Origin of the sequence: Burkholderia cepacia, assembly GCF_001718835.1 — a bacterium.
GTDB lineage: Bacteria > Pseudomonadota > Gammaproteobacteria > Burkholderiales > Burkholderiaceae > Burkholderia > Burkholderia cepacia_F.
Map to the genome: position 1 here is coordinate 578,542 of NZ_CP013442.1, position 26,994 is coordinate 605,535.

Genomic DNA, 26,994 nt, shown 5'->3' on the forward strand with positions numbered 1-26,994 from the left:
GACACCATGACGATTCTTCGCCCGACTCATCGCCCGGAAGATTGCGAACCGACCACGGAAGAAATTGCGCAGATCCAGCGCGACAGGCTCGCCGCCGTGCGCCGCGAACTCAAGAAACGCGACCTCACCGCCGCGATCCTGTTCGACCCTACGCACATGCGCTACGCGACCGGTTCGCGCAACATGCAGGTCTATTCGATGCGCAACCCTGCCCGCTACGCATTCGTGCCGGCCGAAGGCAAGGTGGTTTTGTTCGAATACGCAGGCTGCGATTTTCTGGCTGAAGGACTCGACACGGTCGACGAGGTGCGGCCCGCCACGGCGATTTCCTACTACTTTTGCGACGATATGCTGGGCCGCGTCACCGAACGCTGGGCCGACGAAATAGACGAACTGGTGAAGCAAAGCGGCGGCGGCAAGCGCATCGCCATCGAAAGTGCGACTTCAGCGGCGGCGTTCGCGTTGCAGGCGCGCGGCTACCAGATCTCGGACGCACAGGAACCGCTCGAGCGCGCTCGAGCGATCAAGGTGCCCAACGAGATCAAGATGATCCGCTCGTCGCTGCGCGCGGCCGAAGAAGGCGTGCGCAAGCTGGAAGCGGCACTCGTGCCCGGCATCAGCGAAAACGAACTGTGGTCGCATCTGCACAAGCACATCATCGAGACCGACGGCGACTATGTTGAAACGCGGCTGATCAGTTCGGGGCCACGAACGAACCCGTGGTTCCAGGAAAGCAGCCCGCGCAAGATTCAGGCGGGCGAACTGGTCGGACTCGATACCGACGTAGTGGGGCGCTTCGGCTACTACGCCGATTTTTCGCGTACCTTCCTGTGCGGCGATGGTCCCGCAACGCCCGCGCAAAAGAATCTCTACCGTCTCGCCTATGAGCAGGTCCATTCGAACATGGAGAACGTGCGCGCCGGCACGACCTTCCAGGAGTTCATCGCCAAGGCATGGAAGATCCCCGGTCCGTATCAGGCACGCCGTTACTTCGCGCTCGCGCACGGCGTGGGCATGACGGGCGAGTATCCGTATATCGTCCATCGCGAAGACAACGAAACAAAAGGTTATGACGGTGTGATCGAGCCGGGCATGACGCTATGCATCGAAAGCTATATCGGTCACGAAGACGGCGGCGAAGGCGTCAAGCTCGAAGAACAGGTCTATGTGCGCGACGACGGCCAGGTTGAGCTACTGTCAGACTATCCGTTCGAAGCGCGCCTGCTCGCTTGATTTCTCACGCACACATGACCGCTCGGCGAACATGGAGGCGGTCTTCCCTGATCCAGGAGAACCCAATGAACAAGTGGATGAACGCCGCCCGGCTGTTTCTTTTGATGTGTTACATGCCGGTGGCTGTTGCGGCACCGCAGGACAACCCGATCACGATCGGCGTGAACAACTGGGCAGAGAACATCGCGGTCGCGAATCTGTGGAAAGTCCTGCTCGCGCAAAAAGGCTACAAGGTTAACCTTCAACAAGGCGACAAAGCGATCATCTATAGTGCCGTCGCGCAGGGAAAGCTCGACCTGACGTTTGAAGTGTGGCTGCCGTCCACCGATGCCGCGCCATACAACAACGTGAAGTCACGTGTGGAAAAGATCGGCCCTTGGTTCGATAAAGCGCAACTCGGTCTGGCCGTGCCGGACTACGTGAAGGTCGATAGCATCGATCAATTGAATGCACATGCCGCGCAGTTCGGACGCGATGGACAGGCCGCGATCTTCGGTATCGAAGCGGGCAGCGGACTGATGAAGCTGACGGAGAAGGCCAAAGCAGACTACGGCTTGAGTTACTCAGTGCTGGCGACATCGGAGGCGGCCATGCTACTCGCGTTGACCCGCGCGGAGCAGCGGCACGAGCCGATCGTGGTCACGCTCTGGAATCCGCATTGGGTGTGGGCGAAATATCCGATGCACTACCTGAAGGACCCGAAGGGTACGTTCGGCAACCCGGATGCGATCTATGCCATCGCAGCGTCGAATTTCACCCATGACCATCCGGACCCGTCGCGCTGGTTACATCAATGGAAGATGGATGACCAGACGCTTGGATCGCTAATGAACGATATCCGAGCCGAAGGCGAGACCACGCCGGAGAAGGGTGTGACGGTATGGATCGGCAAGAATCCAGCGCTGGTGGCGCAATGGCTCAAGTAGTACGGTAAGCGCCTCGCCAACCGTCTTGGACAGCGGCGAGACCTGACATCAAGGTGGTGCCCATCATTTTCGATTTGACGGGCACCACTTTGACAGAATCGGAAGCGAAGCCGACCTCGACGAGGTGGTATGCCTTCCCGCAGATCCCTCCCCGTCCCAGGATTCGATGAGCCCAGCTCGAGGTTGACACGTATCAACAGTGTCCACGAGAGACGTGGCCTGCGTAGCAACGTGGGATACTCGACGCGCTGCATCCGGCTAACGGCCGATTGAACGCGCGTTTGTGCAGACGTCCGCAATTTCTGCCGTGCAAATCCGCCTTACCCGTCTGGCCGACCATCGCGCTTACTCAAGGCGCGTTCACTGCATACTTGAATGCCTTGCCAGCAATGAACTTCAACGTCTTCGCCGCTGCGCTCGCGATCTCTGCATCCGTCGTCGGATTTCTACCGGTCCGTGCGGCACGCCGTCTCGCCCAATACCGAACTGCGCTCCGCCGTTGCACGGCGCCGAGGGCAGTCAGCCGGCTCCAGCACCGGCGACCACAGTCGTTCCGGCGCCAAATGCAGTTACGCCAGCTTCTGCCCGGCGAGCAGAAGAAAGTTGCGGACAACGGCAGACGGGTCGTCGCATCGCGACGTGATCGCCAGCCTTGCGCGGAGTCCATTGCCCGCTATCGGCCGATAGCTCACGCCTGCAACCTGCACCTGCGTAATCGCCTTCGGCACGACCGACACGCCGAGCCCGGCCGCCACCAGCGTCACAGCGGACGCCATTTGCGGCGCAGGCTGCGCCATGCGCGGCTCGAACCCGGCGGCATTGCATGCGGCCACGATATGGTCGAACAGCGCGCCGCCGGCCTCCCTCGGCACCTGCACGAACGACTCGTCCGCCAGTTCCACCAGATCGATCCGCCGCCGCTGCGCCAGCCGGTGCGCAACGGGCAGCGCGACGAACATCGGTTCGTCGTCCCAGTCGAGTAACCGCAACGTCGCGGCGGCCCGGCGTGCCGGCCGCACGATCGCGACGTCGAGGTGCCCGGCCTCCAGCGCCTCCAGCAGCATCCGCGACGCGGCCTCCTGCAACGTCAGCTCGGCATCCGGAAACGCTTCCCGAAAGCGCCGGATCAGGTCCGACACTTTCGAATTGAACGCCGCCGTCCCTGTGAAACCCACGCGCAGATGCCCGGTTTCCCCGCGCGCGGCCCGCCTTGCCGCGCGCACCGCACGCTCGGCGGCGTCGAGCACGCGGCGCGCTTCCTGCGCGAAGACCTCGCCCGCCAGCGTCAGCTCGGCGCCACGCGCGGTCCGCCTGAACAGTTCCACATCGAGCTCGCTTTCGAGCGCCTTGATCTGCTGGCTCAACGGCGGCTGCCCGATGCCGAGCGCCTCGGCAGCCTTGGTGAAATTCGACGCGGCCGCCACGGCCAGAAAATAACGGAGATGCCGGAGTTCCATTCGCTATGTGACCTCGTTGTGAGTCGAGCCAGCTTGCCGGCTAGTGCCAAAACATATCGCTGCGGTTACTTTCATATATTGGACATATACGTGACCGTGCGCAAGAATTCAGGCATTCCTTCGCACATCGAGCGCAGTCATGTCCTCCCCTTCGCTTTCCCCATCCATGCCCGGAACGCGGAAAACCGCGTCCGACGCGCTGCCCGCCGGCGTTTCCCCGCGCTCGGCCGCGTACAAGCGCATCGCGCTGGCGCTCTTCCTTGCCGGTTTTGCCACGTTCTCGCTGCTGTACTGCGTCCAGCCGCTGCTTCCCGCGTTCGCCCGCGAGTTCGGGCTCGGCGCGGCCTCGAGTTCGCTCTCGCTGTCGCTGTCGACCGGGATGCTGGCGATCTCCATCCTGTGCGCGGGCGCGCTGTCCGAACGCGTCGGTCGACGCGGGCTGATGTTCGCGTCGATGACGCTCGCCGCACTGTTCAACGTGCTCGCCGCGCTGTCGCCCGACTGGAACCTGCTGCTGGTCTGGCGCGCGCTGGAAGGCTTCGCGCTCGGCGGCGTCCCGGCGGTGGCAATGGCCTATCTCGCCGAGGAAATCGCGTCGGATGGGCTCGGCTTCTCGATGGGGCTCTATGTCGGCGGGACCGCGTTCGGCGGCATGGTCGGACGGATCGGCATGAGCATGCTGGAAGAGCATTTCTCGTGGCGCACCGCGATGCTGACGATCGGTGTCGTCGACCTCGTCGCGGCGGCCGCGTTCGTGATGCTGCTGCCGCCGTCGCGGCGCTTCGTGAAGCGCACCGACCTGACGCTGCGCCATCACGTCCGGCTGTGGGGCGAGCAGATGCGTCACGCGCGGCTCCCGTTCGTGTTCGCGATCGGCTTCCTGGTGATGGGCGCGTTCGTGACGATCTACAACTATGCGGGCTTCCGGCTCACCGCGGCCCCGTTCAACCTGAGTGCGACCGCGTGCGGGCTGATCTTCGGCGCCTACCTGTTCGGGATGGTGTCGTCATCGAGCGCGGGCGCGCTCGCCGACCGTCTCGGACGTTCACCGGTGCTCGTCAGCGGCGTGCTCGTGTTCGCTGCGGGCCTCGCGCTGACGCTGTCGCATTCGCTCGTCGCGATCGTCGTCGGCATCGTGCTCGTGACGATCGGCTTCTTCATTGCCCACTCGGTCGCGAGCGGCTGGGTGGGCTACCTCGCGGGGGCCGCGAAGGGGCACGCCGCATCGCTGTACCTGCTCGCCTACTACCTCGGGTCGAGCGTGCTCGGGTCGATCGGCGGCACGTTCTGGCAACACGGCGCGTGGACGGGCGTCGCCGCGTATGTCGCGGTGCTGCTCGCGCTCGGGCTGCTGGCTGCACGCCGGATGACCCGCGTGGAGCATGTGCGGTAAGCGCCCCGCGCCGACGGCTTCGGCGCGCATCTTGTGTCGAATGATTGCACTCGCGGTCTTCGTTTGGATTCCGAAGGTGTCGACGAGGTACTTCCGAATGCAGGTCGTCTACGTGTAAAAGTCGTCGTGGCCTCGTCGAGCGACCGACGCGAAAAAGCCGCGCCCGCGCGTCACGCCGGCGACGAATCGGCCTCGCGTAGCGTGATGCCCGTCCACGTGCCGCTTGCAGCGAGCTCGCCAATCAGCTCGACGATCGTTTCCCGCACCACCAGCGCCGCGGAATTGATGGGGGACGTGTTGGACCAGCACAGGCTCGCGGGTCGGCGGATCTCCGGCTCGACAATCCGGCGCATCTTCGGCCGGTTGGACGGCTCGCGCAGCGCCATCACGGATGCGGGCAGGATCGTGCACGCGAGGCCCGACTGTGCGAGCGAGATCATCGTCGGCAGCGAATCGATATCCGCGATGATGTTGAGCGGCACCTCCTCGCGCGCAAACGTGCGCTCGAGCAGCAGGCGCAGCCCGTTCTGCACGCCCGGCGCGACGAGCGGCACGCCGGCAAGCGCCGCGAGTGTGCAGGTGCGCGCACGCGACGGCACCGCATCGCCCGGCTCACCGAGCAGATGCAGCACTTCGTCGAACAGCGGCAGCGCGGTGATGCCGGTCGTGTTGGATTCGCGGAACAGGATCGCAAGGTCGAGCCGCCCGTTCGCGAGCAGCTCGTTGATGAAGCCGCTCATGCTTTCGATGTACTGCAGCCGGATGCCCGGATAACGAGACCTGACCCGTTCGAACAGCGGTACGGCGAGAATCGACGTCATCGTGGTGGGAAAACCCACCGCGACCGTACCGGACTCACTGCCCACACCTTCCCGCACTTCCTGGCGTAGTTGCTCCATCTGCCGGAGCACAAGCCGCGCATGGCGGTACAGCGCCTGCCCAGCCGCGGTCGGCTTCACGCCCTGCGGGCTGCGCAGCAGCAGCGTGACCCCGATGTCGGCTTCAAGTTTCGCGATCTGCTGACTCAACGACGGCTGCGCGACGAACAGTTTTTCGGCCGCCTTCCCGAGGCTCCCGTATTCCACGATGCTGACGAAGTAACGGAGCTGGCGGATGTCCATGGCGGTTCGGTCGAAGCGAAAGTCATAGGATACCCCTATGACTGGCACATTCAAACGGTATTTCCTCCGCGCGCCCGCTTCACCTAAAGTCACTTCATCCCAAGTCGAAACAGCCGGCCTGCCCGGCGATGGAGGTGACAGTGAATGCTCCCCGGTCGCATGCCAGCGACGATGTTCAACAGGTCGCGACCGACCTGATCAGCGCCGAACGTGCCGCGGCATTCGCCGCCACGCTCGACCATCCGACGCGCCCTGTAGCAGGCGACGCGTTGCTGCCCGCCTGGCACTGGCTGTATTTCTGGTCGATCGAGCAGCAGGCCGAACTCGGCCACGACGGTCATCCGCGCAAGGGCGGCTTCCTGCCCGACCTCGGGCTGCCGCGACGCATGTGGGCCGGCGGCCGCCTTGCGTTCGAACGCCCACTGACGATCGGCACGATCGCGACGCGCACGTCGCGCGTGCTGTCGATCGAACGAAAGGAAGGCCGCAGCGGCGCGCTCGGCTTCGTCACCGTCGAGCACGTGATCGAATCGGCAGGGGAAGTCGCGATCCGCGAGGAACACGACATCGTCTATCGCGGCCCGGCCGCGCCCGGCGCCACCGCCCCCTCGCCGAAGGGCGCACCCGACGATGCGCAATGGCAGCTCGACATCACACCGGATGAAGTCATGCTGTTCCGCTATTCCGCACTGACCTTCAACGGCCATCGCATTCACTACGATCGCACCTATGCGCGCGACGTCGAAGGCTATCCGGACCTCGTCGTGCACGGCCCGCTGATCTCGACGCTACTGCTCGACCTCGTGACGCGCTCGCTGCCTGACGCGACCGTCGTCGAATATGCCTATCGCGCGGTGCGGCCGACCTTCCTTGGCAACACGTTCAGTGTATGCGGCCGCCTCGCCGACGACGGCAAGACCATTGACCTTTGGGCGAAGGATCACGACGGCTGGCTGACCATGTCCGCGACCGCGACCCTCGCCTGACCCGTTCCGACGATTACCCCGATCCGCACCGTGAATCAAACCGACGCGTACCAAGACATTCGCGAAGCCGTTCGCGACCTGTGCGGTGAGTTTTCCGCTGAATATTTCCGCAAGATCGACGAGGAACGCGGCTACCCCGAAGCGTTCGTCGACGCGCTGACGAAAGCCGGCTGGCTCGCCGCACTGATTCCGCAGGAATACGGCGGCTCCGGTCTCGGCCTGACCGAGGCATCGGTGATCATGGAGGAAATCAACCGCGCGGGCGGCAACTCCGGCGCGTGTCACGGCCAGATGTACAACATGGGCACGCTGCTGCGCCACGGCTCGGCCGAGCAAAAGCAGCGCTACCTGCCGAGGTTCGCGAGCGGCGAGCTGCGCCTGCAGTCGATGGGCGTGACCGAGCCGACCACCGGCACCGACACGACGAAGATCAAGACGACCGCGGTACGCAAGGGCGACCGTTACGTGATCAACGGCCAGAAGGTGTGGATCTCGCGCGTGCAGCACTCCGACCTGATGATCCTGCTCGCACGCACCACGCCGCTGTCGGACGTGAAGAAGAAGTCCGAAGGGATGTCGATCTTCATCGTCGACCTGCATCACGCGATCGGCAACGGGATGACGGTGCGCCCGATCCCGAACATGGTGAACCACGAGACAAACGAACTGTTTTTCGACAACCTCGAGATCCCCGCGGAGAACCTGATCGGCGAGGAAGGCCGGGGCTTCAAGTACATCCTCGACGGATTGAATGCGGAACGCACACTGATCGCGGCCGAATGCATCGGCGACGGCTACTGGTTCGTCGACAAGGTGTCGCAGTACGTGAAGGATCGCGTCGTGTTCGGCCGGCCGATCGGCCAGAACCAGGGCGTGCAGTTTCCGATCGCCCGCTCGTTCGTCAACGTCGAGGCCGCGAGCCTGATGCGCTTCGAGGCCGCGCGCCGGTTCGATGCGCACGAGCCGTGCGGCGCGCAGGCAAACATGGCGAAGCTGCTCGCCGCCGATGCGTCGTGGGAAGCCGCGAATGCGTGCCTGCAGTTCCATGGCGGCTTCGGTTTCGCGTGCGAATACGACGTCGAGCGCAAGTTCCGCGAAACGCGCCTGTATCAGGTCGCGCCGATCTCGACGAACCTGATCCTGTCGTACGTCGCCGAGCACATCCTCGGCCTGCCGCGTTCGTTCTGACGGGAGAGACGAGCATGCGCCCACTGGAAGGCATCAAGGTCGTCACGTTCGAGCATGCGATCGCCGCGCCGTTCTGCACGCGTCAGCTCGCGGATCTCGGCGCGCGCGTGATCAAGGTCGAGCGGCCGGGCGTCGGCGATTTCGCGCGGGGCTACGACGAACGCGTGTCGGGGCTCGCGTCCCACTTCGTGTGGACCAACCGCTCGAAGGAAAGCATCACGCTCGACGTCAAGCAGCCCGCGGCGCTCGACGTCGTTCACCGGCTGCTCGCGGACGCCGACGTGTTCGTGCAGAACCTTGCCCCCGGAGCGACGCAGCGCCTGGGGCTCGACTACGACACGCTGCGCGAGCGCTATCCGCGTCTGATCGTCTGCGACATTTCCGGCTACGGACTCGACGGGCCGTTTCGCGACAAGAAGGCGTACGACCTGCTGATCCAGAGTGAATCCGGATTCCTCAGCATTACCGGCTCCGGCGGCGAGCCGGCCAAGGCCGGCTGCTCGATCGCCGATATCGCCGCAGGCATGTATGCGTATACGAACATCCTCGCCGCGTTGATCGAGCGCGGCCGCACCGGACGCGGCCGGCACTTCGACGTGTCGATGCTCGAAAGCATGGTCGAGTGGATGAGCTATCCGCTCTACTACGCGATCGACGGACAGTCACCGCCGCGGCAAGCCGGCGCATCGCACGCGACGATCTTTCCGTACGGCCCGTTCAAGGCCGGCGACGGGAAGACCGTGATGCTGGGCCTGCAGAACGAGCGCGAATGGAAGCGCTTCTGCGAGACCGTGATCCGCGTGCCCGAACTGGCGGCAGACGAGCGCTTCGGTTCGAACAGTCGCCGCGTCGCGAATCGCAACGAGCTCGCGGCCGTCATCGTCGGCGCGTTCTCGACATTGACGGCCGACGACGTTATCGGCCGGCTCGAGCAAGCCGGCATCGCGAACGCGCGGATGAACGACATGCACGGCGTCTGGACGCATGAACAGCTTGCCGCCCGGCATCGCTGGACGCGGGTCGACACGCCTGCCGGCGAGATCCCCGCCCTGCTGCCACCCGGCGTCACGCCGTGCGACGATCCGCGCATGGATCCGGTGCCAGCGCTCGGCCAGCATACCGATGCCGTGCTGCGCGAGATCGGCTATACCGATGAACAAATTCACACGTTGCACGCATCCGGCGCGGTCTGACCGGTTTTTTCCGCGCTGAACGAAGCGCGCCCCTCATCGACATATCGAAGCGTCTCCGCGTCCGTTCACGGACGCGAGATCGCCACTATTGCGCGAGTACATCGCTGCGCATCATTCGCCGGCCGCCTCGTTCGATGCACCGTCGACGGCAGGGGCCAGCCCGGCGATCCGCGTGGCGCGCAACAGCACGGGCCGATCGACCATCTTCCCGTCGACCGTCACCACACCGCCATTTGAATTGCGCATCGAATCGAGCACCCGGCGCGCCCAGCAAACCTCGTCCGCACTCGGCCGATAGCACTTGTGCACGAACCCGATCTGCTTCGGATGAATGCACAGCTTCCCGCCAAATCCCAGTTGCTTCCCGTTGAATGCATCACGCTCGATCCGTTCCCCGTCGTGAATATCCGGCGTCACTCCGTCGACCGGCGACTCGATGCCGGCCACCCTCGACACCAACGCGAGCTGCGAGCGGAAGTAATTGAGCGACACGCCATCGTCGGACATGCCCATGTCCGCGATGAAATCGAGCGTGCCGAACATCAATCGCTCGACGTACGGCGCCTTTGCGACTTCGAGCGCATTCCACATGCCATTCGCGCTTTCGATCAACGGATAGACCGGCACACGCCGTCGCGCAAGCGCGACGACGGCGCAAACGTCGTCGGCGCTCTCGGCCTTCGGCAGCACGATACCGGCCACACCCTTCAACGCGCCGAGCGTGGCATCGGCATCGAACCATGGCGTGTTCCGCGCGTTGATCCGCACGAGCACTGGATGCTCGGGCGAAACCCACCGTGCTGTCGCGTCGCGCGCCGACGTTTTCGCTTCAGGCTCGACCGCATCCTCGAGATCGATGATGACCGCATCGGCGCCGCTCGCGAGTGCCTTGTCGAACCGTTCGGGCTTGTTCCCCGGGACGAACAGGTATGACTGGGCGGGTATCGAGCGTCCGGCGCCGGCGCGATGCGCGGCATCAGACGGCATCGACCACCTCCGGAACCCGTTCGATTGCGTCGAACGGGTTCATCGACGTCTTCACGTTGTAATCGACCACCCGCTTCGCTGCTACCACGATCTTCACGCGTCGTTCCTCCATCCGTTTGTCGGCATCAACCAATTTCGCAGGCCATTACACGCGGAATCCCGTACGTCGACAACTATCGATTGGCTCTGCCGGCCATAGCCCAAACCTATTGGCCGGTTCGCCTTCGGACAGGGACTGATTCCGGGTCAGGGGCAGCCGGGCGACCTTCCTGCCCGTCGGTTATCGACTCTCGACGAAAAAACGCCGTGCTACTCGTTCGCGTATTCCAGCTGCAGCGCAATCCAGTCCGACGTAGCGGCGCCATAGCGTGCCGCTATATCTCCCAGCACACCGGGCAGCACGGCATCTCCACGCCGCCCATCCGGAATCGTCACGCGCGCGCGCCCGATACTTGCCGGCCGGGTCAGCAACCTCAACCCGTGCCTTGATACAACCTCCCGCCCCTCTCCCGTCGCGACGACGTCGCTGCGCCAGGTCCGCGCCCACGCATCCACGGTCAACGCGACCGGCAATTCGTCAAAACCGGGTTCGAGCGGCAGATCGAACGTCTCGTACCGCCAGAACGCAACGCGGTTCGTCAGCGCGGCCACCACCGTACGCGCGGTCAATCCATACCGGCTGCCGTCGTGCTCGTCGTTCCAGGCTTGCACGCCGATGGTCCGTGCGGTGTCACGCGCTGTCGCGGGCCCGGCAAGCGCGCTCACCAGCGCAAGCGACGCGGGAATGGACGCGGACACGCCGGTCGTCGTCATGACGTTGCCGTCCATCACGTAGCGGCGATCGTCGACCCACGTCGTCCCGGTGAAGCGGCGACGCAGGCGGTCGCGCGAATACCAGTGCGACGTCGCAGTACGATGCCGTAGCAGTCCGGCATTCGCGAGGACTTCCGCGCCGTCGCAGATCGCCACCATCGTCGCGCCGCCAGCGGCCTGCTTTTGCAGCCATGCCAATACCGCCGGCCGGTCGGCCCCGTGCAGCGCGGGTACGATCACGACATCCGCCCCGGCAGGTATCGCGGCATCGAACCGGTCGAACGTGGTGTCGGCCAGCATGCGCAATGCGGGCATCAGTTCGACGGGCCCTGCATCGACCGACACGGCGACGACATCGGCCGCACCGGATGCCTTCAGGATCGCGTACGGAACGAGGAAATCGGTCGTCTCCGTTCCGGCGTTGTCCGCGACGATCGCCACGAGCGGCCGCTTGCGCCCGTCCTTTGGCGCGGACACCGTCAGCGCTCGTGTGTCCGGCAACATGCGCTCCGCCGGCGCTTGCGTCGACGCACCCCACGCCCACGCACAAAACTGCATGCAGGCAAACAGCGCCACCATCGTGCGCGTCGCCCTGCTCCTCGTTCTTTCCAGCATCGCCCGCCCGCGTTAATCGATTGCACGTCCGGAAAATTACAAGGATCATGCTCGCGGTCACAAGGACAACTCCACCGCACTTTCCGCCATGTCCCAGTCAACCTGTTCGGCACGCGACATCGTTGTCGTCGGCTTCGAAGGCGTCCAGTCGCTCGACATCACGGGCCCGATGGAAGTGTTCGCGGTCGCGAACCGTTACCTGCCGGATCATGCCGCACCCTATCGGCTCACGCTCGCGTCGCAACACGGGGGCGACATCGTCACGCATGCCGGTTTGCGACTCGCCGGCCCAATCGCACTCACGGCACTGCCCGAGCACATCGACACGATCATCATCGCCGGCGGCAGCGATGCTGCGCTGCGACACGCGGCGTCGGAAGCCGGCGTGCTGCCGTGGCTGCGCGCGCGGATCGCACACACGCGGCGAATCGCGAGCATCTGCACGGGCGCGTTCGTGCTCGCCGCGGGCGGATGGCTGGACGGCAAGCGCGCGACCACGCACTGGAACCAGTGTGCGACGCTGCAGGCGCTCTGCCCCGACGCGCGGATCGAACCGGACGCGATCTACGTGAGCGATCCGCCGTTTCACACGTCGGCCGGCGTGACGGCCGGCATCGATCTGTGTCTTGCACTCGTCGAGGCGGACTGCGGCGCGCCGACCGCGCTCGCGGTCGCGCGCGAACTCGTGCTGTTCGTGCACCGTCCCGGCGGCCAGGCGCAGTTCAGCGTCGGGCTCGATATCCAGGCCAATGCGACGCCGCGCATGCGGACGCTGCTCACCGAGATCGCCGACGATCCGACCGGCGATCTCGGCGTGCCAGCCCTGGCAGCACGCCTGCACATGAGCGAGCGGACGTTCGCCCGCCATTTCCGCGAGCAAACCGGGCGATCGCCCGCGCAGTTCGTCCTTGCGGCACGCGTCGAGCGCGCGAAGGCGCTGCTCGAGCGGGCCGACTGGCCGCTCGAGCGCATCGCCGAACGGTCGGGGTTCGGCAGCATCGACGCGTTGCAGCGCGCATTCGCGAAGCAGCTCGGCGTGTCACCGAGCGATTATCGTGCACGCTTCGGCAAGCGACACGACGCGCCGCCGGCAACATAGGTCGGCAATTGGCTACAACGCTTCGCCGACACCAACGCACATTTGCGCGCATCGCAATTTGCTTCGCTGCAGACACGCAGCGGCTGCCAAGCCCGAAACCCGCTCTTGCCGATACGGGCCCGGCTGACGTACCGGCTTCGACCGAACCGGCTGGCCGGCCGCACACGTTTGCGGCCACGTCGCGCCGATTCGCTTAGCATCCGGACCTCGATTTCTTCGCTTGCCTGCCGTTAACCCGGATTTCAGCGCAGCCCGGTTCATCGCGCCGGGCCTCCCCCTGCGAGCGCCAGCATGTCCGCATCCACCTCCATCGAGAAAATCGCCGACTGGGCGGGACGAAACCATCTCGTCGTCGGCGCGCTGGGCACGCTGATGTCGCTCGCGGCGGTCGGCATCAGCGCGGCCACGCTCTGGGCCACGAGAAGCGAAGTCGTCGAGCACGCGCACGAAACCTCGCGCAACGTCGCCGCCGTGCTGGTCAGCGAGATCGCGCGGACCGTCGAAACGTCCAACAACGCACTGATCGCACTCTCCGCCGATCTCGGCAAGCCGGCGGTGCGGCGCATGGACGCCGGGCTGCGGCACGACCTGCTGTTCCAGCGCGCGGCCGCGCAATACGTGACGGGGATGGGCGTGACGGACCGCGACGGCCGGCTGATCGACGCGTGCTGCGGCCCGTCCCACCACTGGAACTTCAGCGATCGCGACTATTTCAAGGTGCATCGCGACTCGCCGAACGTCGGCCTTTACGTGTCGGAGGCCTATCGCGCACGCTCGCGCGGCGGCACGGAATCGATCGCGCTTTCCCGGCGTATCGAACGACCGGATCACACGTTCAACGGAATCGCGGTGGTCGCGATCGACCTCGCCTATTTCGACCAGCTGCTGTCCCGGCTGGACGTCGGGCCGCACGGCATCAGCGCGATCCTGCGCGCGGACGGCACCATCCTCGCCCGCAACCCGCCGCTGAACGATCACCAGATGATCCGCCTGCGCCGCTCGAAAGCCTTCGATCGCATGCTGAACCAGGATTCCGGCTTCTATGCCGCTCGCGCATCGACGGAACGCTGCGGCTCTATACGTTCCAGCGGGTGCCCGGCACACCGCTGATCGCCGTCGTCGCGCCGGCCGAAGTCGACGTGCTGGCCGGTTTCATCCGGATGTCATGGTCGGTCGGCGTGTCGGCGTCGCTCCTTTGCACGCTCTTCTGCGCGGTCGTCTGGCTGCTCGCGTTCGCGTTGCGGGACAACCTTCGCAAGCAGACGCTGCTCACCGACCTCACGCGCACCGATCCGCTGACCGGCCTGCACAACCGCCGCGCGCTCGACGTCGCGCTGGCCGACGAATGGGAGCGGCTCCAGCGCAGCAGCAGCGGCAGCCTGTCCCTGCTGTTCATCGATGCCGACCACTTCAAGCAGTACAACGACCGATACGGGCACGCACGCGGCGACACGGCGCTCCGGTTCCTCGCCGAATGCATCCGTGCCCATACGCAGCGGCGCGGCGACCTCGCCGCGCGTTACGGCGGCGAGGAGTTCGTCGCGGTGCTGCCCGACACCGACGAACGCGGCGCCGCGAAGGTCGCGGAGGCGATTCGCCGGGAAGTGGAAAACAACCGGCTCGCCGGATTTGCCGAGGCGGTTCCCGCTTTTACGGTGAGCATCGGATGCGCGACCGCCCGCAATGCGCACCCGTCGTCCATCGACGCGCTGTCGCGTCAGGCGGACCTCGCGCTGTACACCGCCAAGCGCCAGGGACGAAACCGCGTCTGCCGCGCACCGGCGGAGCAGCACACGCATGCGGCATGACGGGCGAATCGATCCGCGCTTTTCACGCCATATCCCGACCAGATGAAGCACGCCTGATTCGCACCCGTCGGTCCGCACCCAACCGATAGCGATAAAAATTCCCGCTCACCCACGGCCGCCGCATCGGTAGCCGGCCGCTTCGCGTCACACGCAACACCACGACTTTACGATTGCAAATGCCTCTCATTTGCATTAAATTTCGGCGCAAATGTACTGTTTGGAACACAGACCACATCAAGGGACGGGTATGAGCAGAAAAAACTGGGCGGCCGCACCGATGGCCATCGTCGTCGGCGCGGCCGGCGTGGGCACGGCCGACGCGCAGGAGGCGACGCTGCCGGCCATCGAGATCTCGGGCCAGCGCGCGAGCGCGCCGTTTCGCACACGTGACTCGACGAGCGCGACGCGCGGCGAGGCGGACGTGATGGAGATCCCGTTCGCGGTCAGCAGCGTCGATGCGAAACTCGTACGCACGGTCGCCGCGACGCGTGGCGAGGATCTGTACGACTGGGTCGCGGGCGTCGCGCGGCAGAACAACTTCGGCGGTCTTTGGGACAACTACGCGGTGCGCGGCTTCGCCGGCGACGGCAACACGTCCGGCACCGACTACCTCGTCAACGGCTTTTCGTGGAATCGCGGGATCAGCGTGCCGCGCGACACCGTCGACCTCGAGCGCATGGAAGTGCTCAAGGGGCCCGCGTCGGCGCTGTACGGGCGCGGCGATCCGGGCGGGCTCATCAGCTACACGACGAAGCAGCCGCAGTTCGCGCGCGCGAACACCGTCGGCGTGTCGGCCGGCAGCTACGGCGCCTTGCGCGAGACGCTCGATTCGACCGGGCCCGTGACGAAGTCGCTCGCGTACCGCTTCGTCGCGATGAACGAGAACAACGGCAGCTTCCGCGATACCGTGTCGAGCAAACGCTACCTGTTCGCGCCGTCGTTTACGTGGGACATCGGCGCGGACACGACGCTCCACTACGCATTCGAGAGTGCGCGCCAGCGCGCGCCGCTCGATCGCGGCGTGGTCGCGGTGGGCGGACAGCTCGGTGCGATACCCGCATCGCGCTTCCTCGGCGAGCCGCGCGACGGCGACTACGACGTGCGCAACACGGGCCATCAGTTCACGCTCGAGCATCGCGTCGACGCGAACTGGTCGGTCAACGCCGGTTTCGCGCAGCGCACCACCGACCTGTCCGGCCGCTCGTCCGAGGCATTCGCGCTGCAGCCGGACGGCCGCACGCTGTGGCGCCGCTACCGGCAAGTCGCGTTTCGTTCGAACGACCTGCAGGGCCGCATCGAGACGACCGGCCAGTTCCGCACCGGCGGCATCGGCCACACGCTCGTGCTGGGCGCGGATGCGTACCGCTTCAACTACGACCAGTTCGTCGCGCGCTCGACGCCCACGGCCGCCGCGCCGTATGCGATCGACATCTTCGACCCCGTCTACGGCCAGCCGGCGCCCACGCCGCGCACCGCGACCAGCCTGCTCGAGCGCGACGACGGCCAGGGGCTCTACGCGCAGGACACGCTCGCGTTCGGGCCGCACTGGAAAATTCTCGCGGGGCTGCGCTGGGATCGCTTCCACCAGTCGGTCGAGAACCGCCTGAAGGGCGCGACGACGAGCCAGCTGCAAACCTCAATGAGCCCGCGGCTCGGCATCGTGTACGAGATGAGCCCCGCGCTGTCGCTGTATGCGAACACCGCGTATTCGTTCCGGCCGAACAACGGCGCCGACGTCGACGGCCGCGCGTTCGATCCGGAGAAGGGGCATGGCTACGAAGCCGGCGCGAAATGGGCCGGCACGCGCTGGCTCGCGACCGTCGCGGCGTTCTACGTCAACAAGCGCAACGTGCTGACCGCCGACCCGGCGAACGCCGGCTTCTCGCGCGCGGCCGGCGAGGTGCGCAGCCGCGGCGTCGAATTCGAATGGAACGGCGATCTCGGCCACGGCGTGCGCGGTCTCGTCAACCTTGCGTACGTCGACGCCGAAGTCACGCACGACGCGGTGCTGACGCCCGGCGCACGCCTCGTCGACATTCCGCGCCTGAGCGGCAGCGCGCTGCTCCTGTACGAAACCGCGGTGCCGTTCGCGGACAAGGCCGGTGCCGGCGCCGGCGTGATCTACGTCGGGCGCCGGGCCGGCAATACCGCGAACACGCAGGACGGGTTCGAGCTGCCGGCCTATGCGACCGTGCAGCTGAACGGCTACGTGCAGGTCAACAAGCACCTGCGTGCGTCGGTCGTGCTGAACAACCTGTTCAATCGCACCACCTACGTCAGCTCCTACAACAGTGTGTGGGTCACGCCGGGCGCGCCGCGCAGCCTGTTCGCGTCGCTCGCCTACACGTTCTGATTCGATTCGGTTTCCTGACGGGCATCGCCCGTCAGGCGCCGATGAGGATCGCGTCGATCGTCGAGCTCGCGACGCGCTTTCGCACAGATATTGACAAATTTCACACACTTTTCGCGCAACAAATTCGCTAGGATCATTGCACTGATTTTCCAATTCATATTTCCGGCAAGGAACAGTGACAAATGAAGAAACCTATCCGACATGCAACTATGGCGTTTGCGCTTTTGATCATCGCGCAGCTTGCGAACGCACAAGTCACTGCTGACAAACCACAATCCGATGGCGCTCTGCCAGCGACGCTACCTCAACCGGATTACACTTCGCAGCGCGTGAAAGTCGGTTTGTCGAGCAAAGAAACGACGCTCGTCCTTCCGTGGTTCGTCGAGGAACTGATCGCGACGGCCAACACCAGCAAATCACTGGATGAAGCGGCCAGTGATTATGCGGGGCGCTTAAAGCGCGGCCTTTAACCCATTATCTGTTGTCAAGTCCTCGAATAGGTTGACAGCAGCCAGACGCTGGAACGCCCGATGCACTGCATCGGGCGTTTTCTATTTCGGGGCGGTCACCCTTTGCAGGATTTGACGGCCGATTGTCTGATGGGATAATCCATCATCGCCGTCCTGCACGACGGATATCCGCCATATTTTGCATTATCGACGGAGTCTATATGCCATTAACGGTTGGCATGCTCGCCCGGCGTTGCGGCATTACCGTCCGCGCATTGCACTATTACGATCAGACAGGCCTGCTGAAGCCGATCGGCCGCTCCACGTCGGGCTACCGGTTGTACGACGAAGCCAGTGTGTCGACGATCAGGACGATTCAAGCGCTGCGTGGCCTGGGGCTGACACTAGACGCGATTGCCCAGATGCTGCGCAACCGGCAGATCGCCTTGGCGGAAGTGATTGCCGAGAGCCGGCTTGCAATCGACGCCGAGCTGGCAAGGTTGAATACGCTGAACGAGCGGCTCGGAGTGCTGCAAGCTGCCTGCGATTCCGGCGTGACCTGGCTTGATGCGGATTGGCCGGAAACGCTCGCGTTGCTCGAGCGATATCGCGCACATTTCAACACGGCCGAGATTGCGAAGATTCTCGCGCGCTGGAAGGACATGGAAGCGGCCTTGTCGACATTGTTTGCGGACGTGCGCGACGCAATGAATCGGCATGTCCCGCCCGCCTCTGGCGAAGCGCAGAAGCTCGCGTATCGCTGGCTTGCCGCCGCGATGCAATGGATGGACGGCGACATTGCCATCGTGCGGCGCTGGCGGCAGTTGCATGACGGCGCGGCGCCGGCCCCCGACCACACAGGGCTCGATCGGACAGTGATCGCCTACATCGAGCAGGCGACCCGTCTGCAGGTGGCGGCCTGGCGGCGCCACCTGACGGAAGACGACATCCAACGCCTCGACAAGACGCTGTCGGCGGAATGGATCACACTCGGTGCAGACGTCAGACGCGCGATCGCTTGCGGCGCAGACGATGGAGACGCCTCCGCGCTCGCGAGCCGTTGGCACTCGCTGCTCGAGCGAACGACGCACGGCGACGTCGCGTTACGCGGCAAGCTGCTACGGGCACTGCTTGATGAGCCGATTCTGCAAGCGGGCCATCCGATGGGTCCCGACGTACTCGCATGGCTTCAACGTCAGGAAGCCGCCGTCGTATATGACGGCAACGTTGAGACTGGCGCTTGACCCTCACGTGGACGTCAGGGTTCATGCTGGCACCTTTTCACCCGAGGTAGCGCATGAACCTCATACCGGACGAATCGAACCCGTTCCGGATCGGCGCTCGTCCCGTTCGAACGATGCAGCTGGACGGCGGCATCCTGGCCGCACAGGTGGGTAGCGAACCGCCAGCGGTCATCGTCCTGAACGGCGGACAAGCATTCGTCTCGAAGACGACCTCGCGTCGGCTGCGGCGCGACCTGCGCCGCGTCGCCGGTATTCTGCCGCCCGACACACCATTCGTACTGCTCGGGTATCCTGACGAGCCCGGTACGCAATACCGAATCGCCGACATCGTGGAGCATATCGCGCGCGGCATCGCCACGCATTGGCGGTGCACGACGCTCATCGGCATCTCGTTCGGAGGCGTCGTAGCGGCGCGCCTCGCGGCCGCCCACCCGGAACGCGTCTCACGACTCGGGCTGGTTTCGAGTGCGCATCGCCTCGCCCCGGACGGCTGCCGGCTCATCGAGCAGCAAATCGCTCATACGACCCGCTCCGATTTCGTCCGTCTGCTCGAAACGATGTCCGGATGCTTCCGCGCGGGCTGGCGCAACATGCTCCTGCGCGCGGCACTGCTCAGTCGACGCCGCCACGTCGCGTCATCGGTCAACGAACGACACGTCATTGTCCGCACCCTGCGCGCATTGCGTGACGACGCACGCGACGACTCGCCGTGGCCCCGGCGGATCCGCGCAGATACGTTGATCGTCGGTGGCGCCGACGACCCGATTTTCGCCGGGGCGGCGCTCGAAACTTCCGCGTGGGTGCCGTCGGTGACCCATCATGCGCTGCCGGGCGAAGGGCATATGGTGATGATCGAGCGCCGGAAGCAGGTTGCGCGACTCGTTCGGAACTGGCTCGAGCCGCGGTCTTGATTTTCGCGTCCAGCGTATGCGCCTGCGCACGATCGATCCGGTGATATCCGCGAGACTATGCCACTGTCGTGGCATCGCACCCGCCCGCAACGGCTGCTGCCGGGGACCGAACGATACGGCGCGCGTCAGCGCGCAACGATAGGGACGACCTCGCTCACGGCGTCGCCGTATCGCTCCGCGCGCTCGACGATGCGCGCGAGCCGGATGATGTCGGTCAGCGCGAAATCGTTCGCGTCCGGCCTCGGACGATCGTGCTCGTCCGCCACGCGCATCGCGAACGCGAGCGCTTCCGAACGCTCGCGCAACAGCGTGCGCAGCGCATCCGCGATGATCCGGCGGTCGCGCGGATCGCCCAGGCCGAGCGCCGGCCCGTGATCCTGCCCAACGTCCGGCGTCGCGAGCGGCGCGGCCACCGCATTCACGATGCCAGGCACGAAAAACGTGTTCCGTTTCATGTCTTCCCCCCATTGATCGGCGGCCGACCGCCGCCTCACCGCCGGTTCGACCGCGACACCACGTCGATCCACACCGCCAGCACCAGCACCGCGCCCTTGACGATCATCTGCCAGTACGCGTCGACGTCGAGCATCGACATGCCGTTGTCGAGGCTCGCCATCACGAGCGCGCCGATCAGCGCGCCGTACACGGTGCCCGAGCCGCCGCGCATCGACGTGCCGCCGATGAAACACGCGGCGATCGCGTCGAGTTCGCCCATCGTGCCCGCCGACGGCGAGCCGGCCGCGAGCCGCGCGGTGTTCACGATGCCGGCGAACGCGCACATCAGCCCCATCAGCGCGAAGATCGCGAGCTTCACGCGGTCGGTATCGACGCCGGACAACCGCGTCGCCTCGAGATTCGAGCCCACCGCATAAATGCGCCGGCCGAACACGGTCTGTGTCGCGATCCAGGAGAAGATGCCGAGCAGCGCGAGCAGCAGCAGCACCGGCACCGGGATGCCGCCGTAGCGGTCGAGCGTCGCGACGAACGCGAACAGCACGGCCCCCGCGCCCACGATCTTGACGGCGTCCTGCCACAGCGGCGCGACCGCGAGCCGGTAGCGGCGCCGCGTGCCGCGCTGGCGCACGACCAGCAGCGCGACGAGCGCGAACAACAGCAGCGCGAGGCCGTCGCCCGCGATGCGCGGCAGGTACCCCTGCCCGAGGAACACGAAGCCGTCGGACACCGGGGCGATCGTCGAGCCGCCCGTCACGCCGAGCAGGATCCCGCGAAACGCGAGCATCCCGCCGAGCCCGACGATGAACGACGGCACGCGCCGGTAGGTCGACCACCAGCCGTTGAAGAGCCCGACCAGCACGCCGAGCGCGAGCACCGCCGGCACCGTCGCGGCAACGGGCCAGTGGCGGTTCACGTCGAGGATCGCCGCGACGCCGCCGAGCAGCCCGAGCAGCGAGCCGACCGACAGGTCGATCTCGCCCGCGATGATCACGAACACCATCCCGCACGCGAGCATGCCGGTGATCGACATCTGCCGCAGCAGGTTCGACACGTTGCGCGGCGTGACGAACGCACCGTCGGTCAGCACCGAGAAGAACGCCCAGATCGCCGCGACCGCGAGCAGCAGCGCGAGGATCTTGTAGCGCACGAATATCTGGCGCAGCTGACTGCCGGTTGCGCGACCCGCCGGGCGCCCCGCGTCGCGATCGTTTGAACGGCGCGCATCCGCGTCCTGCGTCGCCGGGGTGGAGGAAGAAAGTTCGGAATTCATGTCGCACTCGCTGCGGTGGGTTCGGTCGGCCGCCGGCCGGATTTCAGCGCGGCGCCGAGGATCTGTTCCTGCGTGAGGCCGTCGTTGACGAAGTCGCCGCGCAGCTCGCCTTCGCCGATCACCAGCACGCGATCGGCGAGCCCGAGCACCTCGGGCATTTCCGACGACACGACGATCAGCGCGACGCCGCGCTTCGCGAGCGCGAACACGAGGCGGTAGATTTCCGCTTTCGCGCCCACGTCGACGCCGCGCGTCGGCTCGTCGAGAATCAGCACCTGCGGCTCGGCCAGCAGCATCTTCGCGAGCACGGCCTTCTGCTGATTGCCGCCGGACAGGCTCGCGATCGGCAGGAACGGATGCGCGGCGCGCACCGACAGCCGCTGCATCTCGGTGCGGATCGCGTCCAGCTCGGCCGCCGCGTCGATCCGGCCGCGCGCCGCGAAGCGCCGCAGCACCGTCAGCGTGATGTTGTGACCGACACCGAGCTGCGGCACGATGCCGTGGCGCTTGCGGTCCTCGGGCACCATTGCGATGCCGGCGCGGATCGCATCGGCGGGCGTCCGAATCGACAACGGGCGGCCGTTCATCAGCACGGTTGCCGAGTACGCGCCCGGATACGCGCCGAAGATCGCCTGCATCAGCTCGGTCCGGCCCGCGCCGACGAGCCCCGCGACACCGAGGATCTCGCCGCGCCGCACGCTGAACGACACGTCGTCCACCCGCTTGCGGTGCGCATTCGTCACGTCGCGGCAAGTCACGTTGCGCGCTTCCAGCACGACGTCGCCGATCTCGTGCGGCTCGCGCGGATACAGGTCGCGAATCTCGCGGCCGACCATCATCGCGATGATCCGGTCGGTCGTCAGCGCGCGCATCGGCTCGGTCGCGACATGGCGGCCGTCACGGATCACCGTCACCGTGTCGCACACCGCCTCGACCTCGTCGAGCTTGTGCGAGATGTACACGCACGCGACGCCGCGACGCTTCAGGTCGCGCACGATGTCGAGCAGGATGCGCGTTTCGGACGCGCTCAGCGACGACGAAGGTTCGTCGAGGATCAGCAGCTTCGCACGCTTGTTCAGCGCCTTCGCGATCTCGATCAGCTGCTGGTGGCCGCCGCCGTAGTTCATCACCGGCTGCGCGACGTTGATCGAGTCGATCCGCAGTTCGCGCAGCAGCGCCTCGGCACGCTGCACCATCGCCGCATAGTTCATGCGCCCGCCCGGCAGCGTGATCTCGTTGCCGAGAAAGATGTTCTCGGCCACCGACAGCTCGGGCACGAGCATCAGTTCCTGGTGGATGATCACGATGCCCGCACGCTCGGTGTCGCGCACGCCGGTTGCGGCGAGCGGCGCGCCCTCCCAGCGGATCTCGCCCTCCCACGTGCCGTGCGGATACACGCCCGACAGCACCTTCATCAGCGTCGATTTGCCCGCGCCGTTCTCGCCGCACAGCCCCACGCACTCGCCCGGCCGCACCACCAGGTCGATGCCGTCGAGCGCTTTCACGCCGTCGAATTCCTTGACGATGCCGCGCATCGTCAGCAAGGGTTCGGTCATGCCTTCATGTCCCGCGATAGGCGGGCGGCCGCACCGGCGGCCGGCCGCGTGCGTTGCGCCGTTACTGGCTCGCCAGCTGCGCCTGGGTATAGAAGCCGTCCTTCACGACGACGTCGACGTTGCGCCTGGTCAACAGCGTCGGCTGCAGCAGCACCGTGTCGACCTTCTTCTTGCCGTTGTCGTATTGCGCGTTGAACGCGGGTTTCGTGCCCTTCACGAGATCCACCGCGAGCTTTGCCGCTTCGCTCGCGATCAGCTTGAGCGGCTTGTAGACGGTCATCGTCTGCGTGCCGGCGATCACGCGCTTGACCGCGGCGAGGTCCGCGTCCTGCCCGGACACCGGCACCTTGCCGGCCAGGTGCTGCGCGGCGAGCGCCTGGATCGCGCCGCCGGCCGTGCCGTCGTTCGACGCGACGATCGCGTCGATCCTGTTGTTGTTCGCGGTCAGCGCATCCTCGACGATCCGCAGCGCGGTCGACGCGCTCCATTCCGGCACCCACTGCTGGCCGACGACCTTGATGTCGCCGCGATCGATCGCCGGCTTCAGCACCTTCAGCTGCCCTTCGCGCAGCATCTTCGCGTTGTTGTCGGTCGGCGCGCCGCCGAGCAGGAAATAGTTGCCCTTCGGCTTCGCATCGACGACGCCCTGCGCCTGCAGCTCGCCGACCTTCTCGTTGTCGAACGAGATGTACGCATCGACGTCGGCGTCGAGGATCAGCCGGTCGTACGACACCACCTTGATGCCGGCCTTGCGCGCTTCGGCGACCACGTTGCCGAGCGTCTTCGAGTTGAACGGGACGATCACGATCACGTCCACGCCGCGCGAGATCAGGTTCTCGATCTGCGAGATCTGCCGCGCCTCGCTCGCGTCCGCTGACTGCACGGACACCTTCGCGCCGAGCTTCGTCGCGGCGGCCACGAAATAGTCGCGGTCGCGCGACCAGCGCTCGACGCGCAGGTCGTCGATGCAGAAGCCGATTTCAGGCTTGTCCTTGCTCGCGTGCGCGAGCGGGGCGCCCAGCGCGAGGACCGCCAGCGCACTCAATACGGTACGACGCGTTACGGATTTCATTTGTCTCCACTCCTCTTTATTGGACTGCTGCTACGGATGCCGGGTCTAAACACCTAGTTCACGCGCCTGCTGCAAACACCGGTTCGAGCGCCCGATACAGCGCGCGAAACGTCGGCCGCCGCGCGTCGCGATACCACGCGTGGCGCGCCATGTCGGGCTCCCGTACCGCGACGACGGGCGGCTGCGGGCACACCGCGTCGAGCGGCGCATCCGGTTCGAGCGCGAGCTGCGCGAGCCGCGCGGCGCCGAGCGCCGGGCCGACTTCGCCGCCCGCGCGCAAGGTCAGCGCGCGTCCGCTCAGGTCGGCCAGCATCTGCGTCCAGTACGCGCTGCGCGAGCCGCCGCCGATCACCGTGATGCCGTCGGGCGCGAGCCCGGCCGCATGCAGCGCATCGATCCCGTCGAGCAGCGCGAAACCGACCCCTTCGAGCGTCGCGTTCGCGAGATCCGCGCGCCGCGTATCGGGCGTCATCCCGTAGAACACGCCCTTCGCATTCACGTCGTTGTGCGGCGTGCGCTCGCCGCTCAGGTAAGGCAGGAACCACGGGCGCTCCGCGCGCGCGTTCGCTTGCGCGTCGGCGAGCAGCGCGGCGACGCCGTCGTAGCCGGCCAGTTGCGCGGTGAAATCGACGCAGCCGGCCGCGTTCAGCATCACCGACATCAGGTGCCAGGTGCGCGGCAGCGCGTGACAGAAACTGTGAACCGCCGATTCGGGATTCGCGCGGAAGCCGTCCGACACCGCGAAATACACGCCCGACGTGCCGAGCGACAGCAGCGCATCGCCCGGCCGCACGATGCCGACGCCCACCGCGCCGGCCGCGTTGTCGCCCCCGCCCGCGACGACCGGGATCTCGCGCAACCCGAGCGCGCGCGCAACGGCCGGCAGCAGCGTGCCGGTGATGCGGTTGCCCTCGAACACGGCAGGCATCTGCGCGCGCGCGAGCCCGCATGCGGCGAGCAGCGTGTCGTCGTAATCGCGCTTCGCGACGTCGAGCCACAGCGTGCCGGCCGCATCCGACGGATCGGTCGCGAACGCGCCGGTCAACCGGTAGCGCAGATAATCCTTCGGCAACAGCACATGGGCGATCCGCGCGAACACGTCCGGCTCATGACGGCGTACCCACAGCAGCTTCGGCGCGGTAAAGCCCGGCATCGCGAGATTGCCGGCGACGGCGCGCAGCGTCGGCGCGAGCCGCTCGAGTTCCGCGCACTCCGCATCCGCGCGGCCGTCGTTCCACAGGATCGCGGGGCGCAGCACGTCGCCGTGCGCATCGAGCAGCGTCGCACCGTGCATCTGCCCGGTCAGGCCGAGCGCTTCGATGCCGCGCGGATCGATGCCGGCCGCGCGCGCATCGGCGACGAGCGCCGCCAGCGCGCCGCATGCCGCGTCCCACCAGTCGCGCGGCGCCTGTTCGGACCAGCGCGGCCGCGGCCGGCTCGCCGCCAGCGGCCGGCTCGCGCCGGCCCGCACCGCGCCGTCGCGGTCGAGCAGCACGGCCTTCACGCCCGACGTACCGAGGTCGACTCCGATGTACATGGCGTCAGCGCAGCCCGTAGATGGCCTGGTTCACGATGTTCTCGAGCCGCTCCTGCCCGCCGCTCGCATGCTGCGGGTTCACGCCGCGCGCGAGCGCGTCGGCGGCGAGCGACTCGAGCGTGTAGCCGCCCGACAGGATCTCGCGGCCGAATGCGCTGTCCCACTGCGCGTAGCGCTGCCGGCGCAGCGCGTCGAGCCGGTCGTTTTCGACCAGCACGGCCGCGCGTTCGACGGCCAGCGCGAGCACGTCGATCGCGCCCACGTGACCGTGGAACAGGTCTTCCGGATCGACGCTCTGGCGCCGCACCTTCGCGTCGAAGTTCATGCCGCCGGTGGTGAAGCCGCCGTGGCGCAGGATCTCGTAGAACGCGAGGGTCAGCTCCTCGACGCTGTTCGGGAACTGGTCGGTGTCCCAGCCGTTCTGCGGATCGCCGCGATTCGCGTCGACGCTGCCGAACACGCCGAGCGCGAACGCGTTCGCGATCTCGTGATGGAACGAATGGCCGGCGAGCGTCGCGTGGTTCGCCTCGATGTTCACGCGGATCTCGTTCTGCAATCCGTATTGCGTGAGGAAACCGTGCACGGTCGCGACGTCGTAGTCGTACTGGTGCTTGGTCGGCTCCTGCGGCTTCGGCTCGATCAGCAGCGCGCCCTTGAAGCCGATCCGGTGCTTGTGCTCGACGACCATCGACAGGAAGCGCGCGAACTGCTCGCGCTCGCGCACGAGATCGGTATTGAGCAGCGTCTCGTAGCCTTCGCGGCCGCCCCACAGCACGTAGTTCTCGCCGCCGAGCCGGTGCGTCGCGTCGAGCGCGTGGCGCACCTGGGTCGCCGCCCACGCGAACACGTCGGGATTCGGGTTGGTCGCCGCGCCCGCCGCGAAGCGCGGATGCGAGAACAGGTTCGCGGTGCCCCACAGCAGCCGCACGCCCGTGGCCTGCTGGCGCTCGCCCAGGTAGTCCGTCATCCGCGCGAAGTTCTCGACGTACTCGCGCAGGCTGTCGCCCTCCGGCGCGACGTCGGTGTCGTGGAACGTATAGAACGGCGTGCCGAGCTTCGTGAAGAACTCGAACGCCGCATCCGCCTTCTGCCGCGCCCGCTCGAGCGGGTCGCCCGGCTGCTGCCACGGCCGCCGGAACGCGCCCTGGCCGAAGATGTCGTGGCCCGGCCACACGAACGTATGCCAGTAGCACACCGCGATGCGCAGGTGCTCCTCGAGCGTCTTGCCGAGCACCCGCTTCGTGCGGTCGTAATGGCGGTAGGCAAGCGGGTTGTCCGATTGCGGACCTTCGTAGCGAATCGCGGGAATCTGTTCGAAATACGACAT

22 protein-coding genes and 1 pseudogene are annotated in these 26,994 nt (G+C 66.2%); 12 read left to right on the top strand and 11 right to left on the bottom strand.

What is annotated here, in order from left to right; translation table 11 throughout:
- Positions 1-6: 6 nt before the first annotated feature.
- Both WT26_RS02275 and WT26_RS02280 read left to right on the top strand, forming a co-directional pair.
- The gene (locus WT26_RS02275; protein ID WP_069269610.1) at positions 7-1,233 is read left to right on the top strand and encodes a M24 family metallopeptidase; all 1,227 of its coding nucleotides are present in this window, start codon (positions 7-9) and stop codon (positions 1,231-1,233) included.
- Between the two features lie 65 nt (positions 1,234-1,298).
- The gene (locus WT26_RS02280; protein WP_059716646.1) at positions 1,299-2,159 is read left to right on the top strand and encodes a glycine betaine ABC transporter substrate-binding protein; all 861 of its coding nucleotides are present in this window, start codon (positions 1,299-1,301) and stop codon (positions 2,157-2,159) included.
- A gap of 349 nt (positions 2,160-2,508) precedes the next feature.
- Here the strand turns inward: WT26_RS02280 and WT26_RS39000 are convergent, their stop codons facing one another.
- Complete coding sequence (locus WT26_RS39000) at positions 2,509-2,826, bottom strand: HU family DNA-binding protein (protein ID WP_418219963.1); 318 nt, start codon at positions 2,824-2,826, stop codon at positions 2,509-2,511.
- Positions 2,729-3,616 (bottom strand): LysR substrate-binding domain-containing protein, encoded by an 888-nt coding sequence (locus WT26_RS02285; protein ID WP_069272079.1) that lies wholly within the window; start codon positions 3,614-3,616, stop codon positions 2,729-2,731. The genes WT26_RS39000 and WT26_RS02285 overlap by 98 nt, the downstream gene beginning before the upstream one ends.
- Before the next feature lie 139 nt (positions 3,617-3,755).
- Here WT26_RS02285 and WT26_RS02290 point away from each other — a divergent pair, with 139 nt between their 5' ends.
- Positions 3,756-5,009 (top strand): MFS transporter, encoded by a 1,254-nt coding sequence (locus WT26_RS02290; protein WP_069272080.1) that lies wholly within the window; start codon positions 3,756-3,758, stop codon positions 5,007-5,009.
- Between the two features lie 170 nt (positions 5,010-5,179).
- Here WT26_RS02290 and WT26_RS02295 read toward each other — a convergent pair whose 3' ends face one another.
- Positions 5,180-6,130 (bottom strand): LysR substrate-binding domain-containing protein, encoded by a 951-nt coding sequence (locus tag WT26_RS02295; protein WP_069272081.1) that lies wholly within the window; start codon positions 6,128-6,130, stop codon positions 5,180-5,182.
- Between the two features lie 128 nt (positions 6,131-6,258).
- On the opposite strand from WT26_RS02295, the gene WT26_RS02300 reads away from it, so the two are divergent.
- The 3 genes from WT26_RS02300 to WT26_RS02310 are packed head-to-tail and all read left to right on the top strand — an operon-like array spanning position 6,259 to position 9,497.
- On the top strand, positions 6,259-7,116 hold the full coding sequence (locus tag WT26_RS02300; protein WP_069272082.1) for an FAS1-like dehydratase domain-containing protein: 858 nt from the start codon (positions 6,259-6,261) through the stop codon (positions 7,114-7,116).
- 30 nt (positions 7,117-7,146) lie between these two features.
- Complete coding sequence (locus WT26_RS02305; RefSeq protein ID WP_069272083.1) at positions 7,147-8,304, top strand: acyl-CoA dehydrogenase family protein; 1,158 nt, start codon at positions 7,147-7,149, stop codon at positions 8,302-8,304.
- 14 nt (positions 8,305-8,318) lie between these two features.
- The gene (locus WT26_RS02310) at positions 8,319-9,497 is read left to right on the top strand and encodes a CaiB/BaiF CoA transferase family protein (protein WP_069272084.1); all 1,179 of its coding nucleotides are present in this window, start codon (positions 8,319-8,321) and stop codon (positions 9,495-9,497) included.
- Positions 9,498-9,608: 111 nt separating this feature from the next.
- Here WT26_RS02310 and WT26_RS02315 read toward each other — a convergent pair whose 3' ends face one another.
- Positions 9,609-10,484 carry an HpcH/HpaI aldolase/citrate lyase family protein gene (locus WT26_RS02315; protein ID WP_069272085.1) on the bottom strand — a complete coding sequence of 292 codons (876 nt, stop codon included), beginning with the start codon at positions 10,482-10,484 and terminating at the stop codon, positions 9,609-9,611.
- 309 nt (positions 10,485-10,793) lie between these two features.
- Complete coding sequence (locus WT26_RS02320) at positions 10,794-11,876, bottom strand: DJ-1/PfpI family protein (protein WP_069272179.1); 1,083 nt, start codon at positions 11,874-11,876, stop codon at positions 10,794-10,796.
- Between the two features lie 124 nt (positions 11,877-12,000).
- Between WT26_RS02320 and WT26_RS02325 the strand changes: the two genes are divergently transcribed.
- The 6 genes and pseudogenes from WT26_RS02325 to WT26_RS02350 all read left to right on the top strand — a co-directional run bounded on the left by WT26_RS02325 (position 12,001) and on the right by WT26_RS02350 (position 19,776).
- On the top strand, positions 12,001-13,011 hold the full coding sequence (locus tag WT26_RS02325) for a GlxA family transcriptional regulator (protein WP_069272086.1): 1,011 nt from the start codon (positions 12,001-12,003) through the stop codon (positions 13,009-13,011).
- A gap of 291 nt (positions 13,012-13,302) precedes the next feature.
- Positions 13,303-14,819 (top strand): annotated as a pseudogene (locus tag WT26_RS02330) (diguanylate cyclase).
- A 247-nt stretch (positions 14,820-15,066) separates the two neighbouring features.
- Positions 15,067-17,172, top strand: a complete 2,106-nt coding sequence (locus WT26_RS02335) for a TonB-dependent siderophore receptor (RefSeq protein WP_069272087.1) — start codon at positions 15,067-15,069, stop codon at positions 17,170-17,172.
- A gap of 182 nt (positions 17,173-17,354) precedes the next feature.
- Positions 17,355-17,642 carry a hypothetical protein gene (locus WT26_RS02340; protein ID WP_059530356.1) on the top strand — a complete coding sequence of 96 codons (288 nt, stop codon included), beginning with the start codon at positions 17,355-17,357 and terminating at the stop codon, positions 17,640-17,642.
- A gap of 200 nt (positions 17,643-17,842) precedes the next feature.
- On the top strand, positions 17,843-18,865 hold the full coding sequence (locus WT26_RS02345; RefSeq protein ID WP_069269616.1) for a MerR family transcriptional regulator: 1,023 nt from the start codon (positions 17,843-17,845) through the stop codon (positions 18,863-18,865).
- A gap of 53 nt (positions 18,866-18,918) precedes the next feature.
- Entirely contained in the window at positions 18,919-19,776 is an 858-nt protein-coding gene (locus tag WT26_RS02350) for an alpha/beta fold hydrolase (RefSeq protein WP_069269617.1), read from the top strand.
- Positions 19,777-19,901: 125 nt separating this feature from the next.
- Here WT26_RS02350 and WT26_RS02355 read toward each other — a convergent pair whose 3' ends face one another.
- The 6 genes from WT26_RS02355 to xylA all read right to left on the bottom strand — a co-directional run bounded on the left by WT26_RS02355 (position 19,902) and on the right by xylA (position 26,994).
- The gene (locus tag WT26_RS02355) at positions 19,902-20,231 is read right to left on the bottom strand and encodes a hypothetical protein (protein ID WP_069272088.1); all 330 of its coding nucleotides are present in this window, start codon (positions 20,229-20,231) and stop codon (positions 19,902-19,904) included.
- Positions 20,232-20,266: 35 nt separating this feature from the next.
- Positions 20,267-21,502 carry a sugar ABC transporter permease gene (locus WT26_RS02360; RefSeq protein WP_059902748.1) on the bottom strand — a complete coding sequence of 412 codons (1,236 nt, stop codon included), beginning with the start codon at positions 21,500-21,502 and terminating at the stop codon, positions 20,267-20,269.
- The gene (gene xylG, locus WT26_RS02365; RefSeq protein WP_059727386.1) at positions 21,499-23,058 is read right to left on the bottom strand and encodes a D-xylose ABC transporter ATP-binding protein; all 1,560 of its coding nucleotides are present in this window, start codon (positions 23,056-23,058) and stop codon (positions 21,499-21,501) included. The genes WT26_RS02360 and xylG overlap by 4 nt, the downstream gene beginning before the upstream one ends.
- A gap of 61 nt (positions 23,059-23,119) precedes the next feature.
- Entirely contained in the window at positions 23,120-24,130 is a 1,011-nt protein-coding gene (gene xylF / locus WT26_RS02370) for a D-xylose ABC transporter substrate-binding protein (protein ID WP_069272089.1), read from the bottom strand.
- A gap of 58 nt (positions 24,131-24,188) precedes the next feature.
- Positions 24,189-25,667, bottom strand: coding sequence for a xylulokinase (gene xylB, locus WT26_RS02375; protein WP_069272090.1), 1,479 nt, complete (start codon positions 25,665-25,667; stop codon positions 24,189-24,191).
- Positions 25,668-25,671: 4 nt separating this feature from the next.
- Positions 25,672-26,994 (bottom strand): xylose isomerase, encoded by a 1,323-nt coding sequence (gene xylA / locus WT26_RS02380; protein ID WP_059523976.1) that lies wholly within the window; start codon positions 26,992-26,994, stop codon positions 25,672-25,674.